Annotated in this window: 17 protein-coding genes; 12 read left to right on the forward strand and 5 right to left on the reverse strand. The window is 44.2% G+C overall.

Translation table 11 applies throughout. The annotated features are described in order from the left end of the window. Window positions 1–65 precede the first annotated feature (65 nt). The 6 genes from QYB97_RS08055 (at window position 66) to QYB97_RS08080 (ending at window position 5135) form a co-directional block, all read left to right on the forward strand. Window positions 66–890 (forward strand): aldo/keto reductase, encoded by an 825-nt coding sequence (locus QYB97_RS08055; protein WP_425589778.1) that lies wholly within the window; start codon window positions 66–68, stop codon window positions 888–890. Between the two features lie 170 nt (window positions 891–1060). Next, on the forward strand, window positions 1061–1210 hold the full coding sequence (locus tag QYB97_RS08060) for a hypothetical protein (RefSeq protein ID WP_301165469.1): 150 nt from the start codon (window positions 1061–1063) through the stop codon (window positions 1208–1210). 53 nt (window positions 1211–1263) lie between these two features. Beyond that, the gene (aceA, locus tag QYB97_RS08065) at window positions 1264–2550 is read left to right on the forward strand and encodes an isocitrate lyase (RefSeq protein ID WP_301165470.1); all 1287 of its coding nucleotides are present in this window, start codon (window positions 1264–1266) and stop codon (window positions 2548–2550) included. A gap of 169 nt (window positions 2551–2719) precedes the next feature. Then, window positions 2720–3604 (forward strand): ABC transporter ATP-binding protein, encoded by an 885-nt coding sequence (locus QYB97_RS08070; RefSeq protein ID WP_301165471.1) that lies wholly within the window; start codon window positions 2720–2722, stop codon window positions 3602–3604. Between the two features lies 1 nt (window position 3605). Further along, window positions 3606–4826: an ABC transporter permease gene (locus tag QYB97_RS08075; RefSeq protein ID WP_301165472.1), complete on the forward strand. Its 1221-nt coding sequence runs from the start codon at window positions 3606–3608 to the stop codon at window positions 4824–4826. A 72-nt stretch (window positions 4827–4898) separates the two neighbouring features. After that, window positions 4899–5135: a DUF2164 domain-containing protein gene (locus QYB97_RS08080; RefSeq protein WP_301165473.1), complete on the forward strand. Its 237-nt coding sequence runs from the start codon at window positions 4899–4901 to the stop codon at window positions 5133–5135. A 34-nt stretch (window positions 5136–5169) separates the two neighbouring features. Here the strand turns inward: QYB97_RS08080 and QYB97_RS08085 are convergent, their stop codons facing one another. Beyond that, on the reverse strand, window positions 5170–5625 hold the full coding sequence (locus QYB97_RS08085; protein WP_301165474.1) for a hypothetical protein: 456 nt from the start codon (window positions 5623–5625) through the stop codon (window positions 5170–5172). 154 nt (window positions 5626–5779) lie between these two features. Here QYB97_RS08085 and QYB97_RS08090 point away from each other — a divergent pair, with 154 nt between their 5' ends. The 3 genes from QYB97_RS08090 (at window position 5780) to ytvA (ending at window position 7898) form a co-directional block, all read left to right on the forward strand. After that, a complete protein-coding gene (locus tag QYB97_RS08090; protein ID WP_301165475.1) occupies window positions 5780–6439 on the forward strand; it encodes a type 1 glutamine amidotransferase domain-containing protein in 660 nt (219 codons plus the stop codon). Between the two features lie 144 nt (window positions 6440–6583). After that, window positions 6584–6916: an LSm family protein gene (locus tag QYB97_RS08095; RefSeq protein ID WP_301165476.1), complete on the forward strand. Its 333-nt coding sequence runs from the start codon at window positions 6584–6586 to the stop codon at window positions 6914–6916. Window positions 6917–7112: 196 nt separating this feature from the next. Next, entirely contained in the window at window positions 7113–7898 is a 786-nt protein-coding gene (ytvA, locus tag QYB97_RS08100; protein ID WP_301165477.1) for a YtvA family blue-light photoreceptor, read from the forward strand. A gap of 51 nt (window positions 7899–7949) precedes the next feature. Here the strand turns inward: ytvA and QYB97_RS08105 are convergent, their stop codons facing one another. Further along, the gene (locus QYB97_RS08105; protein ID WP_301165478.1) at window positions 7950–8531 is read right to left on the reverse strand and encodes a hypothetical protein; all 582 of its coding nucleotides are present in this window, start codon (window positions 8529–8531) and stop codon (window positions 7950–7952) included. Between the two features lie 293 nt (window positions 8532–8824). Between QYB97_RS08105 and QYB97_RS08110 the strand changes: the two genes are divergently transcribed. From QYB97_RS08110 to QYB97_RS08120, 3 genes are all read left to right on the forward strand, one after another. Then, complete coding sequence (locus QYB97_RS08110; protein ID WP_425589785.1) at window positions 8825–9589, forward strand: transporter substrate-binding domain-containing protein; 765 nt, start codon at window positions 8825–8827, stop codon at window positions 9587–9589. A 108-nt stretch (window positions 9590–9697) separates the two neighbouring features. Then, complete coding sequence (locus tag QYB97_RS08115; RefSeq protein WP_301165480.1) at window positions 9698–10306, forward strand: amino acid ABC transporter permease; 609 nt, start codon at window positions 9698–9700, stop codon at window positions 10304–10306. A gap of 29 nt (window positions 10307–10335) precedes the next feature. Next, entirely contained in the window at window positions 10336–11058 is a 723-nt protein-coding gene (locus QYB97_RS08120) for an amino acid ABC transporter ATP-binding protein (RefSeq protein WP_425589786.1), read from the forward strand. 47 nt (window positions 11059–11105) lie between these two features. Here QYB97_RS08120 and QYB97_RS08125 read toward each other — a convergent pair whose 3' ends face one another. The 3 genes from QYB97_RS08125 to QYB97_RS08135 form a co-directional block, all read right to left on the reverse strand. Then, window positions 11106–11393, reverse strand: coding sequence for a DUF3817 domain-containing protein (locus QYB97_RS08125; RefSeq protein ID WP_301165482.1), 288 nt, complete (start codon window positions 11391–11393; stop codon window positions 11106–11108). 102 nt (window positions 11394–11495) lie between these two features. After that, window positions 11496–11912, reverse strand: a complete 417-nt coding sequence (locus tag QYB97_RS08130) for a GNAT family N-acetyltransferase (RefSeq protein WP_425589779.1) — start codon at window positions 11910–11912, stop codon at window positions 11496–11498. 107 nt (window positions 11913–12019) lie between these two features. Then, a complete protein-coding gene (locus tag QYB97_RS08135) occupies window positions 12020–13297 on the reverse strand; it encodes a hypothetical protein (RefSeq protein WP_301165484.1) in 1278 nt (425 codons plus the stop codon). Between the last annotated feature and the right edge of the window lie 2 nt (window positions 13298–13299).

The raw sequence follows: 13299 nt of genomic DNA on the forward strand, positions 1-13299 counted from the left end.
ATAAAACGGGAGGTTTTTCTTTTTCACATCCAGAGTGGTAGGATAATCTCAAGGAGGCGGTACATATGATAAAAAGCATTTCAGACACAGCCGTGCTGCACAACGGTGTACGAATGCCGTGGCTCGGACTTGGTGTCTATAAAGCAGAGGACGGCCAGGAAGTCGTTAATGCCATACATTATGCGCTTGAAGCGGGATACAGAAGCATTGATACAGCTTCGTTTTACAAAAATGAAGAAGGTGTGGGGCAGGCGCTGAAGACGTCCAATCTTGCGCGGGAAGACCTTTTTATTACCACAAAAGTATGGAATACGGAGCAGGGCTACGAGACAACACTCCAGTCATTCGAAGAAAGCATAAAGAAGCTCGCTCTGGATTACGTTGATTTGTTCCTGATCCATTGGCCGGTTTCCGGCAAGTATAAAGATACTTGGCGAGCGCTGGAGCACCTCTATAAAGAGGGAAAAGTAAAGGCGATTGGTGTCTGCAATTTTGAAATTCACCATCTGGAAGATTTGCTCGGCGACTGCGAAATTGTGCCAATGGTCAATCAGGTGGAGTTTCATCCCCGCCTGACACAAAAAGATTTGCTGTCTTACTGCAAGGACAAAAACATTCAGCTTGAAGCATGGCGTCCATTGTTAAAGGGAGAAATCTTTGATGAGCCTGTTTTAGTGGAGCTGGCAAAGAAATATGAAAAGACAGTGGCACAGGTCATTCTCCGCTGGGACCTGCAAAACGGCGTCATCACGATACCAAAGTCGGTGAATAAGGACAGAATTCAGCAAAACAGCAACATCTTTGATTTTGAATTAAGCAGGGAAGACATGGGAAAGATTGACGCATTAAATCTGAATCACAGAAATGGACCCAATCCGAACGACTTTTAACAGCAAATACAGTAAGTTTGTCGCAGAAGGCCCTCTGTTATAGAACAGAGGGCCTATTTTTCATTTTGTTATAAAAAACTGTTGCACATATCCCTTGGTGTGTTATATATTATTGTACAAGATAATAAACTGTTTTATAACAGTTCAACATTCTAAAGGAGGAATTTAAAATGGATTGCAAAGGATGCCAGGGACACGGCGAGGAAACTTGCAAGGAATGCAACGGTACAGGCAAGCACAGAAACGGAAATTGCCCGGATTGCCAGGGTGAAGGATGCGTATGCTGCAGACGCTGCAATGGAAACGGAATCATTGATTAAAGAGCATATCGGGTGTTTGTCACTGTTACATCATTTTAAATAAGGAGTGGTACATGATGAATCAAAAGGAAGCGGCTGCACAAATCGAGGAAAGCTGGAGCGGTAAACGATGGGAAGGGATAGAAAGAACGTACGGTGCAGAAGAGGTTGCAAGATTAAGAGGATCGGTTCAAATTGAGCATACTCTTGCAAAAAGAGGGGCGAAGAGGCTGTGGGAATCACTGCAGGAGGAAGATTATGTCCATGCGTTGGGTGCATTGACGGGAAACCAGGCCGTTCAGCAGGTAAAGGCAGGGCTGAAGGCCATTTACTTGAGTGGCTGGCAGGTAGCTGCAGATGCCAACCTTTCAGGCCACATGTATCCCGATCAAAGCCTGTACCCGGCGAACAGTGTGCCCAATGTGGTTAAAAAGATTAATCAGGCCTTGCATCGTGCCGACCAGATTGAGTTCTCCGAAGGAAAAACAGACACCGACTGGTTTGTACCGATCGTTGCCGATGCGGAAGCGGGGTTTGGAGGCGCACTTAATGTTTTTGAAATGATGAAGGCGATGATTGAAGCAGGAGCTTCGGGTGTTCACTTTGAAGATCAGCTGTCCTCAGAAAAAAAATGCGGGCACCTTGGAGGCAAGGTGCTGCTGCCGACACAGCAGGCCGTACGCCACCTGATTTCAGCACGGCTTGCAGCTGATGTAATGGGTGTCGACACCATCCTTATCGCACGAACGGATGCCAATGCTGCAAACCTGATTACAAGTGACATTGATTCATATGACCATCCATTTTTAACAGGGGACCGCACAGCGGAAGGCTTCTACCGGACGCATGCCGGAATAGACCAGGCCATTGCGAGGGGACTGGCCTATGCTCCATATGCAGATCTCATCTGGTGCGAAACCTCGGAACCAAGCCTTGAAGAGGCACAAAAGTTTGCGGATGCGATTCATGAGCGTTTTCCAGGCAAAATGCTCGCTTACAATTGCTCGCCGTCCTTTAACTGGAGAAAGAAACTTGATGATGAAACCATCGCGACCTTTCAGCAGAAGATTGCAGAAATGGGATACAAGTTTCAGTTTGTTACTCTTGCAGGCTTTCATGCCCTTAACCATGGCATGTTTGAACTGGCCAAAGAGTATAAAACGAGGGGGATGGCCGCCTACTCGGAATTGCAGCAGAAAGAGTTTGCCAGTGAAAAGGACGGCTATACTGCGACCCGTCATCAACGAGAAGTGGGGACAGGCTACTTTGATGAAGTGGCACAGGCCATTTCAGGGGGGCTTTCTTCTACCACAGCATTAAAAGGATCAACCGAAGAAGAACAATTTACGATTACCAATTGAAAATAAAAGAAACCTGCTTTCCTTAATGGGAGGGCAGGTTTTTTTATGCGAAACGATTTTTGAACAAAGGGCTGTTTGATATTTCCATTTTTGTATGAGAGAATATAAGACGTATTTTGCCAGTATGCTAGAATGTTAATTTTTTAAATACATAAGGGGGGAATGTTTTTTGTCGCTGGATCTGATGAAGGTAAACAAGTCATTCGGAAAAACACACGCCGTTGCCGATTTTACAGTGAATCTGCCCAAGGGGCAGGTGCTGGGTCTGCTTGGCCGGAATGGAGCAGGAAAGACCACCACGATTAAAATGATATTGGGGCTTCTTATCCCGGACGCCGGGGAAATTCTATGGGAAGGGGCTCCATTGGACAGAGAAAAGATATCAATCGGATATTTGCCGGAAGAGAGGGGCTTGTACCAAAAAAGCAAAGTATCCGACCAGCTTCGCTATTTTGCAGAGCTGGAAGGAATGGACAGACAAAGCGCTAATCAGGCAATCGACTATTGGCTTGAAAAACTTCAAATCCCTGAGCATAAAGACAAAAAGGCCTCCGACTTATCAAAAGGCAATCAGCAGAAAATCCAGCTGATCGCCACCCTTATCCATGACCCGGAGCTGCTCATACTTGATGAGCCCTTCAGCGGCCTGGATCCAGTGAACGCCAACATGCTGGCCTCCATTATTGAAGAACAGGTAAAGATGAAGAAAACAGTGATCTTATCCTCTCACCGCATGGAACAAATTGAGACATTTTGTGAAAAGGTTTGTCTGATGAAGGACGGCAAGACGGTAATCCAGGGCAACCTTAGTGAAATCAAGCAGAATTACGGCTACCGAAATCTCACCCTTCATAACGATGGAGAAGTTGAAAACAAGCTCCAGGAGTGGAATATGGTTTTTGAGAAAAAACTCAATGAGGTAAGACTTAAAGTGCGGGATGAATCCGAGGCGTTTGAACTGTTCAGCAGGCTCCATTCAGACCGCGTTCCGATTCGTTATTTTAAAATGCTTGAGCCCACATTGAACGAAATCTTCTTGGAGAAGGTGAAGTAAGATGAAAAAATTTGCGGCCATCTACAAATTCCATTTAAAAGAAAATTTAACATCCAAGGCTTTTAAAATATCGACAGCAATCATCTTTGTCGCCATATTGGCTTTCTTTGGCTATTCCAATTGGGCGAATCAGAATGACAGCGGCAATAAAGATTCCATTGCCATAATCAATACGACGGAAAGCAATGTAAACATTCAATCCCTGAATAAAGGCTTGGAAGAAACAAAGCTGGAATCCGCTAAAAAGAATGAGGAAAAGAAATTCCGCGAAAAGGTAGAGAATGGAAACGTGGATGGATTAATCCTTGTCCGCGCCCAAAAAGGGGTGCCGGCACTGACCTATATTTATAAAAACTTCCCGAATAATGAAGCGGCACCTGTGGTTTCACAAGCACTGCAGCAATCCTATATTGCGGACACGATTGCCCAGAATAAAATTGATTCAAAAACTGCGGCATCTCTTCTTTCAACCGTTCAGGTGAAGGATGAGGTTCTAAAAGATACGAGCAATACATTTGGAATCGTCTATGTGTTTGTTTTCTTTATGTATTTGTTTATTATAGCGTTCGGGCAAATGATCGCAACCGCTGTGGCTGCGGAAAAGTCCTCAAGAGTCATGGAAATTATGATTCCCAAGGTGAAGCCCATTTTAATGATGTATGCCAAAATAGCCGCCATTTTAACCGGAGCCATCGTGCAGATTGCTATTATTGCAGCAGCGGGGTTAATCGCTTATGCCATCGGCTGGCTCGATACCAACGAGCTTTCCATTTTTGGATCGGGAATCGATCTGTCAAACCTGACTCCTGGAGTCATTGCTGCATTTATCACGTATTTCGTTCTGGGGTATCTCCTGTATGCGATGATGTATGCGGCAGTCGGATCGATGGTCAGCCGCACAGAGGACCTCGGTTCCTCACAGTTTCCAATTATCATGCTTATTATGGGCGCGTTCTTCATCGGAATGCGGTCGCTCTTTGACCCTTCGACAACGCTTGTTGTGGTGAGCTCATACATTCCCTTTTTCTCACCCATTGTTACCTTTTCACGAATTGTTGCCGGAGAGGCAGGAACCCTTGAAATAGTGATAACGATCGCCATCCTGTTGATTTCCCTGTTATTCATTAACCGGCTGGCAGGACGAATTTATGTGCATGGCGTCATGCATTACGGCGGAAAGGTGAAATTCAGGGACATGATTCAGCTTGCAAAAAGTAAGTAAGAAAAAGCCGGCTTTCTCTTATTATGCCTATAGGAAGAATGATAAACTAATAGAGAATAAGGAGGCGGTATCATGCTTTTACAATGGAAAAAAGAACATAAGGATCAGGCAATCCGGGATATCCAGCAGTTTTTTTATGATGAAAGAGGAGAGGAAATCGGAGCGATCGCGGCAGAAAATGTTTTGGATTTCTTTTCATCACAGTTGGGACAGCACTTTTATAATCAGGGAATCAAGGATTCATTGAATGTGGTCAGAGACAGGCTTGGGGCAGTGGAAGATGATTTGTATGCTCTTGAGCGAAAATGAGTGAAAGCAGCATGGCGGAGGCCATGCTGCTTTTTTAGTTGCTAAGCCTTACAACCGCACGGAGACGGAAGCTGCCGCTCATTCGGATTCTTTGTGCCTGTAAGGTTGATGCGTACAAGGTGTAAAGAGCCAGTTCGACATTATCGCTCAAGGTCTCAAAACCCGTAAGTGTTGTTGTCTTCTGCATCTGAAGGTCCTGGGTGGATTCCTCTGCTTCTGTGACCAGTATATCTGGATTGCGCCTTACTGTGAGCTTGATGGCTGCGGGTTCACAAGGGAAGCCCGCCGTCCAGCCGGCGGACGCTTCGATTTCCACCTTGTCGCCTTTCGACAACTGTGTAAAATACAGGGAGAGAAGGGGAATTTCCTCATTGGGAGGCAGAATATCACTGGGGCTGTTTAATTCAGCTTCTTTGGTAATAGCTAGTTTTTTCTGAAATGTGCTGTACCGTTTCGCATCGGTGGTTTTATTTCCGAAGGTAAACTTCATGTTTTGTCCCCATTCTGTTTTTTGATAGGTTATGTGAATAGAAGGACAGGGGTTTGGACATTCCGCTTTTCAGAGATAGGATTACAATGTTTATTGTCTGGGAAAGAAAGGAATAAATACGGGTGGAGAAGTAATTTAAAAGGAGTGAAGAGAAATGTCATCCAAAAAGATACTGTTTGTTGTAACCAGTCATGATACCATTGGTGATCACAAAACGGGCTTATGGCTGGAAGAGCTTGCCGTCCCGTATAATGAATTTAAAAAACAGGGCTATGAGATTAAAGTGACAAGCATCGCTGGCGGCGAGGTTCCGCTGGATCCGAACAGCCTTGAAGGAGATACAGGAGAATTTGAGGAAGCTAAAGCATTGCTGAAGGATACTCCGCCCTTAACAAGAGATGACGCTCACGGATTTGATGCCATCTTTCTTCCCGGAGGACATGGAACCGTGTTTGATTTCCCTAACAGCCATGATCTCCAAGTCGTTGTCTGTCAGTTTGCAGAAGATGACAAGGTGATTGGTTCCGTATGTCATGGGCCATCGGGTCTGGTCATGTCTGCTTGCGAAAACGGGACTCCGATTGTAAAAGGGAAAAAGATTTCGGCTTTCACCGATTCAGAAGAAAGAGAAATGAGTCTGGCTGACGAGGTGCCTTTCCTTTTGGAAACAAGATTGCGCGAACTGGGAGCAGAATTTGTAAAAGGCGAGAATTGGGCCGATTTTGCTGTAGCGGACGGAAAGCTGGTAACCGGCCAGAATCCGCAGTCAAGCTTGAGCGTAGCCAAGAAAGTGATCGAAGTACTCGAAGCGTAAATTTATAGATAAGAAGCTGAAAAAACTGTCAGAGACCAGAGCACTCACTGGTACCTGGCAGTTTTTTTTGCAAAGATGGGTGGATAAGCGGTGCAATCCGAAAGAAGCGGAATAAGATGGTATGTACAAAGGAGGAGATAGAACATGAATTTGGACAAAGACCTAAAGCCAACAATGAACTCTGTTCCTCTCGATGCTCTTAAAAAAGCGGGCTCCCACCAACCTTATCATTATTTGTTTTTATGCCGGCATTATATGGGACAGCATAGTGAATTGGAAATGATAGATGGAGAGGTCTATTCCGGACTTCTATATTCATACGATAATGAAAATCTCTATATGGCCATCCCCATAAATGGGGAAGAAGCTGGAGGCAGCCGTGTATCCCTTCCGTTTTTTGCAGGAGAACTGCAACCGGGGGTAGGCGTTTTCGGCTTTCCATTCCATGGAATCCGGCGATTTCGTCCGTATGAATGATGAAAAAAATAAAGGCCGGTTATCAGGGTGTTCATAAACATGATAACCGGCCTTTGTTCTTGGTTCGTCATTTTCCGGGAAATAAATGGAGAGTTCCCCAGCAAAGAGAGGATAAGGGGGAAAGTTGGGAAACAAGGAAGAATAATGATATAATGGCCCTGAAATAGTAGAACGGTGTATAAAGGGAGAGGATGTTTTGAAACAAAACCTGAATCTTTTTAAGGAAAAGGTGTCATTGCTTGAACAAGCCCTTGATTTTACCAGAGTAGGCATTACCATAACAGACCCATCACTCCCGGACAATCCCATCATTTATGTGAATGAAGGCTTTCTGTCCATGGCTGGTTATGATTACGAAGAAGTGATCGGGAAAAATTGCCGCTTTCTTCAGGGGGAAGATACGGATAGAGAGTCAATCAGGGAAATAAAAGATGCACTTGGGGATAAGAGGAAAATTTCCATTAAACTCAGAAACTACCGTAAAGACGGAACGCCATTTTGGAATGAGTTAACGATCGACCCCTTTTATATGGAAGAGGAAGAAAAGTACTATTTCATTGGCATTCAAAATGACATAACCAAGCAGGAAGAGTATCAGGAAAAACTGGAATTGACATTAAAGGAAATTGAACGGCTGTCCACTCCTCTTGTTCCTGTTACGGATAACACGCTGGTTCTTCCATTGATCGGTAACCTTTCCCGTGAACGTTTCGAAAAGATCACCGAGACGATAGTTTCTGATCTGAATGTAAGACACGCTACATATTTAATCCTGGATCTTTCAGGTTTGGGAATGTTTGATGAACACACTTCTTCTCTCATTTATCAACTGCATCATCTTCTTAAACTGCTGGGCACGGATCTTGTATTGACCGGGATTTCCGCACAGCTCGCCATGAAAGCGGGTACCAGCCATGAATTATATTCCTTGAAAACCTATTTGTCGGTTCAAGAAGCTGTCAACGATTTGAGCAAGTTATAAAAGGAAGGGGCTGTCCAGAAAGTCAATTTACTGACTTCCTGGCAGTTCCTTTTATTTTGTATAGATCATGCGGCTGGCATGGCCCATGCTTTTTGGATACTTAAAGCCAATGATCATCCATAACCCGAAGAAAATAAAGCAGAAAAAGATAAAGGTGACGAGGAAAATGTTCCATATGAAGTGGTTTTCTGGATCCTTAAACTTATATTCAATGTGCCATGTTCCATCCCCGAGCTTGAGAGTGTCGCCAACTTTCCCTTTCATTTTTGAAAATACAAAGACGGGAGAAGTGGCGTCTTCGGAAGCTTTGACTGGTTTTTGAGAAAAAACAGCCAAATATTCCAGTCCTTCGATTTTAGAGGCAATGGACGAAATTTTTTCTTTAGCGGATGAAGATAATGTTTTTGAATCCTGCTGATCTAAAACTTCAAAGATTTGATTGGGGTTGTGAGAAAAAAGAGTGGTGCGTTTATAATCCTGCCACATAAAAACGGCAAATACCAAAAAGCTGACAATCATAAACAGCAAGGTAGACCGGAGAAGAACACGGGTTGAACCAAGGGCTCCGCGCCTTTTTCGTTTCTTCTTTTTATAGTCAGAGAGAAGGATGACTTTCGGGTTACTCTCCATCATTTCCCACAAACCTCCTTTAAATAAAGAGAATAAATGATATATTCTACAAAATTTAGAATAATCCTACGATTACTTACAGAGTTATTAGGGTAAATATCTCATGGGACTATCGTTTGGCATCTGCGAATAAAAGCGATTTGTTACAACGAGGCGTGTAAATATACCCAGTATAGTACAAACTCTCTAGTACTTTTGTGGCTAGTATTTGAAGTTTCAACACGTTACCATTGAATTAGTCAGAACAATCAAACACTACAAAAGGAGGAAAAGCAGTGAAGAAATTCTATTTGCCAATGCTGTTAATTGCTGCAATGATTTTGTCGATTGCCGGCTGCGGGTCCTCGACATCCAAAACGAAGAGCGGAGATGAGGTGGAACTGAAAGAAGACGGTGTGTTTTCTTTTGTCGTCTCAGGTGAGTTTTATCCGTTCAGCTACTCGGACAAGAATGGTAAGCTCGATGGATTTGATGTTGCAGTCGGAAAGGCTCTTGCCAAGGAAATGGGATTGAAGGCAAAAGTGGACAAGCAGAAATTTCATGGAATTGTTACGGCTGTAAAGACCAACCGGTTTGATGCAGCTGTTGCCAGTCATACTATTACACCTGAACGAGAGAAAGCAGTAAATTTCAGTACACCGTATTACTATTCAGGACCGGTTTTGTTTGTTCAGAAGGGCAGCGGCATTAAGAGTGCCAAAGACCTTAAGGGAAAAAATATTGCTGTAGCCAAAGGCTCTACATACGAAAGTGAAGCACAGAAATACACAAAAGACATATCGGTATATGACAGTGATGTAACCGCATTGCGGGCTTTAAGTGAAAAGAAGCATGAAGGTGTAATCACGGATTCCATTACCGGCAAACAGGCCATCGCAAAAGGATTTAAAGTAGAAGAAGCAGAAACACTTGGCACGAGTGAACAAGCGGTTGCGGTATCCAAAAAGGACAAGCAGCTGTTAAAGGCGATCAATAAAGCACTTGAACAACTAAGGAAAGATGGAACATTGAAAGAAATTAGCGAAAAATACCTGAAAACCGATATTACAAAAAAACCATAAAAAATCAATGAAGAATGTGTGTTACACTGCACATTCTTTTCTTTCAAAAGGAGCTGAACCAAGATTACGCATTTTTTCGAAGTATTCATCGACAGCTATCCGCTCTTTATGAAAGGATTGCTGCTTACCTTACAAATTACGGTGGTTTCCGTATTAATTGGAACGGTCGTCGGATTGTTGTTTGCTTTTTTTAAGCTGTCAAACAGCAAAATTCTTAACTGGATTGCCAACGTGTACATAGCGGTTATCAGGGGTACACCGTTGATTGTACAGATTTTCTTCTTCTACTTCGGTTTGTCCGAACTTGGCATATCTTCTTACTGGTGTGCAACGCTGGGTTTGGCGCTGCATAACAGTGCCTACATTGCCGAGATTTTCAGGGGCTCCATCCAGTCCATTAATAAAGGACAGCTGGAAGCCGGTCGTTCACTGGGGATGAGCACGCCGCTGGCCATGAGGAGAATTGTGCTGCCTCAGGCATTCAGGCGCGCACTTCCTCCGCTTGGCAACCAGTTTATTATCGGGCTGAAGGATTCATCATTGGCCGCCTTTATTTCATCTTCAGAATTGTTTAATGTGGCCACGACTCAGGGTTCCAGGACATTTGAAGAGATGACGTACCTTTTAATAGTGGCGATTTACTATCTGGTACTTGTATTATTGTTCACCCTTTTGGTTAACAGACTGGAAGGGAAAATTGCCGGAGGAGACGAGTAGGAGGTATGAGCGTGGAACAGAGAAAAGTAATGATTAAGGTAAATAACTTGAACAAGTCGTTTGGTGACCTTCATGTTTTAAAGGATGTGGACATTGAGGTTCATGAGCAGGATGTTGTGGTTTTGATTGGTGCCAGTGGCTCAGGTAAAAGCACATTGCTTCGCTGTTTAAACTATCTGGAGTACAAAGAGAGCGGCTCGATAACCATTGACGGCAAAGTCATCGAACCGGATCAAACGGATTTGAACAAAGTGCGTCAGGAGGTGGGAATGGTCTTTCAGCATTTCAACCTTTTCCCGCATAAGACCGTTTTGGAAAATGTGATTGAAGCCCCTGTCATGGTTAAAAAGATCCCAAAGGACAAGGCGGTTGAGGAAGGTAGAGCACTTTTAAAGAAAGTGGGATTGGCCGATAAGGAAGATGTTTATCCATCCAAGCTGTCCGGCGGCCAAAAACAAAGGGTAGCGATTGCGAGATCGCTGGCCATGAAGCCAAAAATTATGTTGTTTGATGAACCGACTTCGGCCCTGGATCCTGAATTGGTTGGAGAAGTGCTGTCCACGATGAAGGATTTGGCGAGAGAAGGGATGACCATGCTCGTCGTTACCCATGAAATGGGCTTTGCACGTGAAGCGGCCGATACTGTGGTGTATATGCATGATGGCAAAATTGTGGAAAAAGGAACACCGAGCGATATTTTTTCCCAGCCAAAGAACCAGCGGACAAAAGATTTTCTTGGAACCATCCTGTAAAATACAGCCAGGCCTGTCTTTGAACCATTCAAAGGCAGGCCTGTTTTTTATATGTTCTTTTTCAAATAGGAGTCAAACACGAAGGGGCCGAAGGGAAGGACGGAAGCCACAAGTGCTCCCATGACCAGGGGGAATGACCAGCGGTTTTTAAAGGTGGCATAGGCCAGTGCAATTAAATATAAAACAAAAAACAGCCCATGCAGAGAACCGGCAATGGTAACAGCCATTGGAAGATCGGCAAAGTATTTGAGCGGCATCGCGATGGCGAGCAAAACAAGAAAAGAAATACCTTCAAGTGTTCCGATTAAAATAAAGCGTTTGAGGGATGGATTCATACCCGGTAACCTCCTGTATCTTATGTCCCTATTAATTTACCATAACAACAGGATACATTGAGCAGAAAACCGCAGAGAGTTGTGAATCCTTTTTGTCTATTTCTATACTAAATACTCCGCTTCCAGCCCTTTATTAAGGTAGCGTGCCATGGCTGTTTTTACCCTCTTCAGTCCGGCTTTTTCATAAAAGGGCTCGTTTCCCGTCGTGGATATTAAATGCACGCAGGATACGTCTTTTAGCTGAAAAAGAAGGTCTTCGACAACGAGCTTCCCAATTCCCTTTCCCTGAAATTTAGGGTGAATAATCACATCATAGATAGCAGCATTGAACACTCCATCAGACAGCGCTCTTCCCATTCCCACAAGCCTATTGTCGGCGTAAGCAGCCACAACATGACTGCTGTTGCTGTAAATAGTTTGCAAATTCTTCAGGGTGTGCCTGGTCCAGCCGACAGCATGGTAAACGGCTAATATCTCATCCCAGTTAAAGTCGGTAATGGTTCTCTCAATCCTGTACATCATATTCCCCCTGCTCTATAATCTTTTGTATTATTTTACCTTCTGCGCACTGTAAAGAACAGGGGAAAAGCAGCCCGAAAATGGCTTCAGGCTGCCGGGGTCTTTTATTAAAAGAGTCCGTCCAATGGTTTTAAAAGATCAGGCAGTAGTTTGAGAGCGGAGTGACTCTCTATCTCCTTTTCCATCTTGTTCAAAAGATCAGGATCGGCAAGCTGGTCTTTTTCCAGGGAAGGCAGGTTAAGGTTCTTTAAGAGCTGACTCTGAACGATCTTCAGCTGTTTGGTTGCGGCCTTATCATTTGGACAGAGACTGCTGAGCGCAACCTTTTCTTTTTGGGCCTCATCAATCAGGCGAAGTCCAAACATTTTGGGTACAGATCCATTGAGCTTGCCTGTTTCGCTGCAAAGCTGCTGTTTCGTTTGTTGAACGGTTTTCTTGATCTTTTTCGTCTCCCTATTGGCCGTCTCTTTCGTTTTATTAATCACTTTTGACACTTTTTTTACGGGTTTTTCCACATGATCTTTAACCGGTTTAGCTACATTATCAATTGGCTTTTTGACACGCTTAACCGGATCAGCTACATCCTTCAGTGGTTTTTTCGCACGCTTTACCGGATCAGCCGCATCATCCAGCGGCTTTTTAACGTGCTTTACTATATGCTTAGTATCGGGTTTATCAGGCTTTGCGTCCGGTTTTTTTATTGCAACCTTTGACGGCACGGGAAGTGCCTTTTTTGCATCATCGAATGGTGAAGACGGTTTTACAGACGAATTCTCTTTTTCCTCTTTTTTGTCTTCACATGTCAGCGGCAGATGGCCATTCATGAGCTTGCCAACTGCTTCTTTTGCCTCCAACAGGGGCAGCGAGGCAAGGTCCTGAAGCACTTTCGGAGCATCTGGCCGCTGTTGTCCATGATTGCCTTTTACCGTGGTAAGCGTCAGTCTGTCCAATTCTCCCTTTGAGGCTTCCATTTTGTGTACGAGCATGGTTACTTTTTTAAGACCAGGATCAGGGATTGGTTTTCCTGCTGTCAGGCATGCTCCTTTTAGCGAGAAGGCGGACGCATCAGCCGACATATTCGTCATATGAACAGGGCCGTGTGCCTGCATAATCACAGTGACCGGTCCCTCATCGGTTGAGAGTACCTTTGTAAGTTTCATTCCATACAGTGTGGCATTACGATATTGAAAACGGATCATGGGCTTTGATTTTCCTGTTGATGTTTCCCCCATGACCACCTGAGGAATCATAATGCCGCCCTCCACCCGGTCTGCACTGATAACAAATCCTTCATCATTCTCACCGCTGGCTTTGGCCTGTGATTGATTTGGAACATACACAAGGGCCATAACAAGCAAACAGGTAAAGACTCGAATGGCCTGCATCC

This window comes from Fictibacillus fluitans (assembly GCF_030418125.1).
GTDB classification, from domain to species: domain Bacteria; phylum Bacillota; class Bacilli; order Bacillales; family Fictibacillaceae; genus Fictibacillus_C; species Fictibacillus_C fluitans.

What these genes read in the sequence shown, in the direction of transcription:
- QYB97_RS08055 (WP_425589778.1), top strand. Translation starts at nt 66, where the DNA reads ATGATAAAAAGCATTTCAGACACAGCCGTGCTGCACAACGGTGTACGA.
- QYB97_RS08060 (WP_301165469.1), top strand. Translation starts at nt 1,061, where the DNA reads ATGGATTGCAAAGGATGCCAGGGACACGGCGAGGAAACTTGCAAGGAA.
- aceA (WP_301165470.1), top strand. Translation starts at nt 1,264, where the DNA reads ATGATGAATCAAAAGGAAGCGGCTGCACAAATCGAGGAAAGCTGGAGC.
- QYB97_RS08075 (WP_301165472.1), top strand. Translation starts at nt 3,606, where the DNA reads ATGAAAAAATTTGCGGCCATCTACAAATTCCATTTAAAAGAAAATTTA.
- QYB97_RS08080 (WP_301165473.1), top strand. Translation starts at nt 4,899, where the DNA reads ATGCTTTTACAATGGAAAAAAGAACATAAGGATCAGGCAATCCGGGAT.
- QYB97_RS08085 (WP_301165474.1), bottom strand. Translation starts at nt 5,625, where the DNA reads ATGAAGTTTACCTTCGGAAATAAAACCACCGATGCGAAACGGTACAGC.
- QYB97_RS08090 (WP_301165475.1), top strand. Translation starts at nt 5,780, where the DNA reads ATGTCATCCAAAAAGATACTGTTTGTTGTAACCAGTCATGATACCATT.
- QYB97_RS08095 (WP_301165476.1), top strand. Translation starts at nt 6,584, where the DNA reads ATGAATTTGGACAAAGACCTAAAGCCAACAATGAACTCTGTTCCTCTC.
- QYB97_RS08105 (WP_301165478.1), bottom strand. Translation starts at nt 8,531, where the DNA reads ATGATGGAGAGTAACCCGAAAGTCATCCTTCTCTCTGACTATAAAAAG.
- QYB97_RS08110 (WP_425589785.1), top strand. Translation starts at nt 8,825, where the DNA reads ATGCTGTTAATTGCTGCAATGATTTTGTCGATTGCCGGCTGCGGGTCC.
- QYB97_RS08115 (WP_301165480.1), top strand. Translation starts at nt 9,698, where the DNA reads ATGAAAGGATTGCTGCTTACCTTACAAATTACGGTGGTTTCCGTATTA.
- QYB97_RS08120 (WP_425589786.1), top strand. Translation starts at nt 10,336, where the DNA reads ATGATTAAGGTAAATAACTTGAACAAGTCGTTTGGTGACCTTCATGTT.
- QYB97_RS08125 (WP_301165482.1), bottom strand. Translation starts at nt 11,393, where the DNA reads ATGAATCCATCCCTCAAACGCTTTATTTTAATCGGAACACTTGAAGGT.
- QYB97_RS08130 (WP_425589779.1), bottom strand. Translation starts at nt 11,912, where the DNA reads ATGTACAGGATTGAGAGAACCATTACCGACTTTAACTGGGATGAGATA.
- QYB97_RS08135 (WP_301165484.1), bottom strand. Translation starts at nt 13,297, where the DNA reads ATGCAGGCCATTCGAGTCTTTACCTGTTTGCTTGTTATGGCCCTTGTG.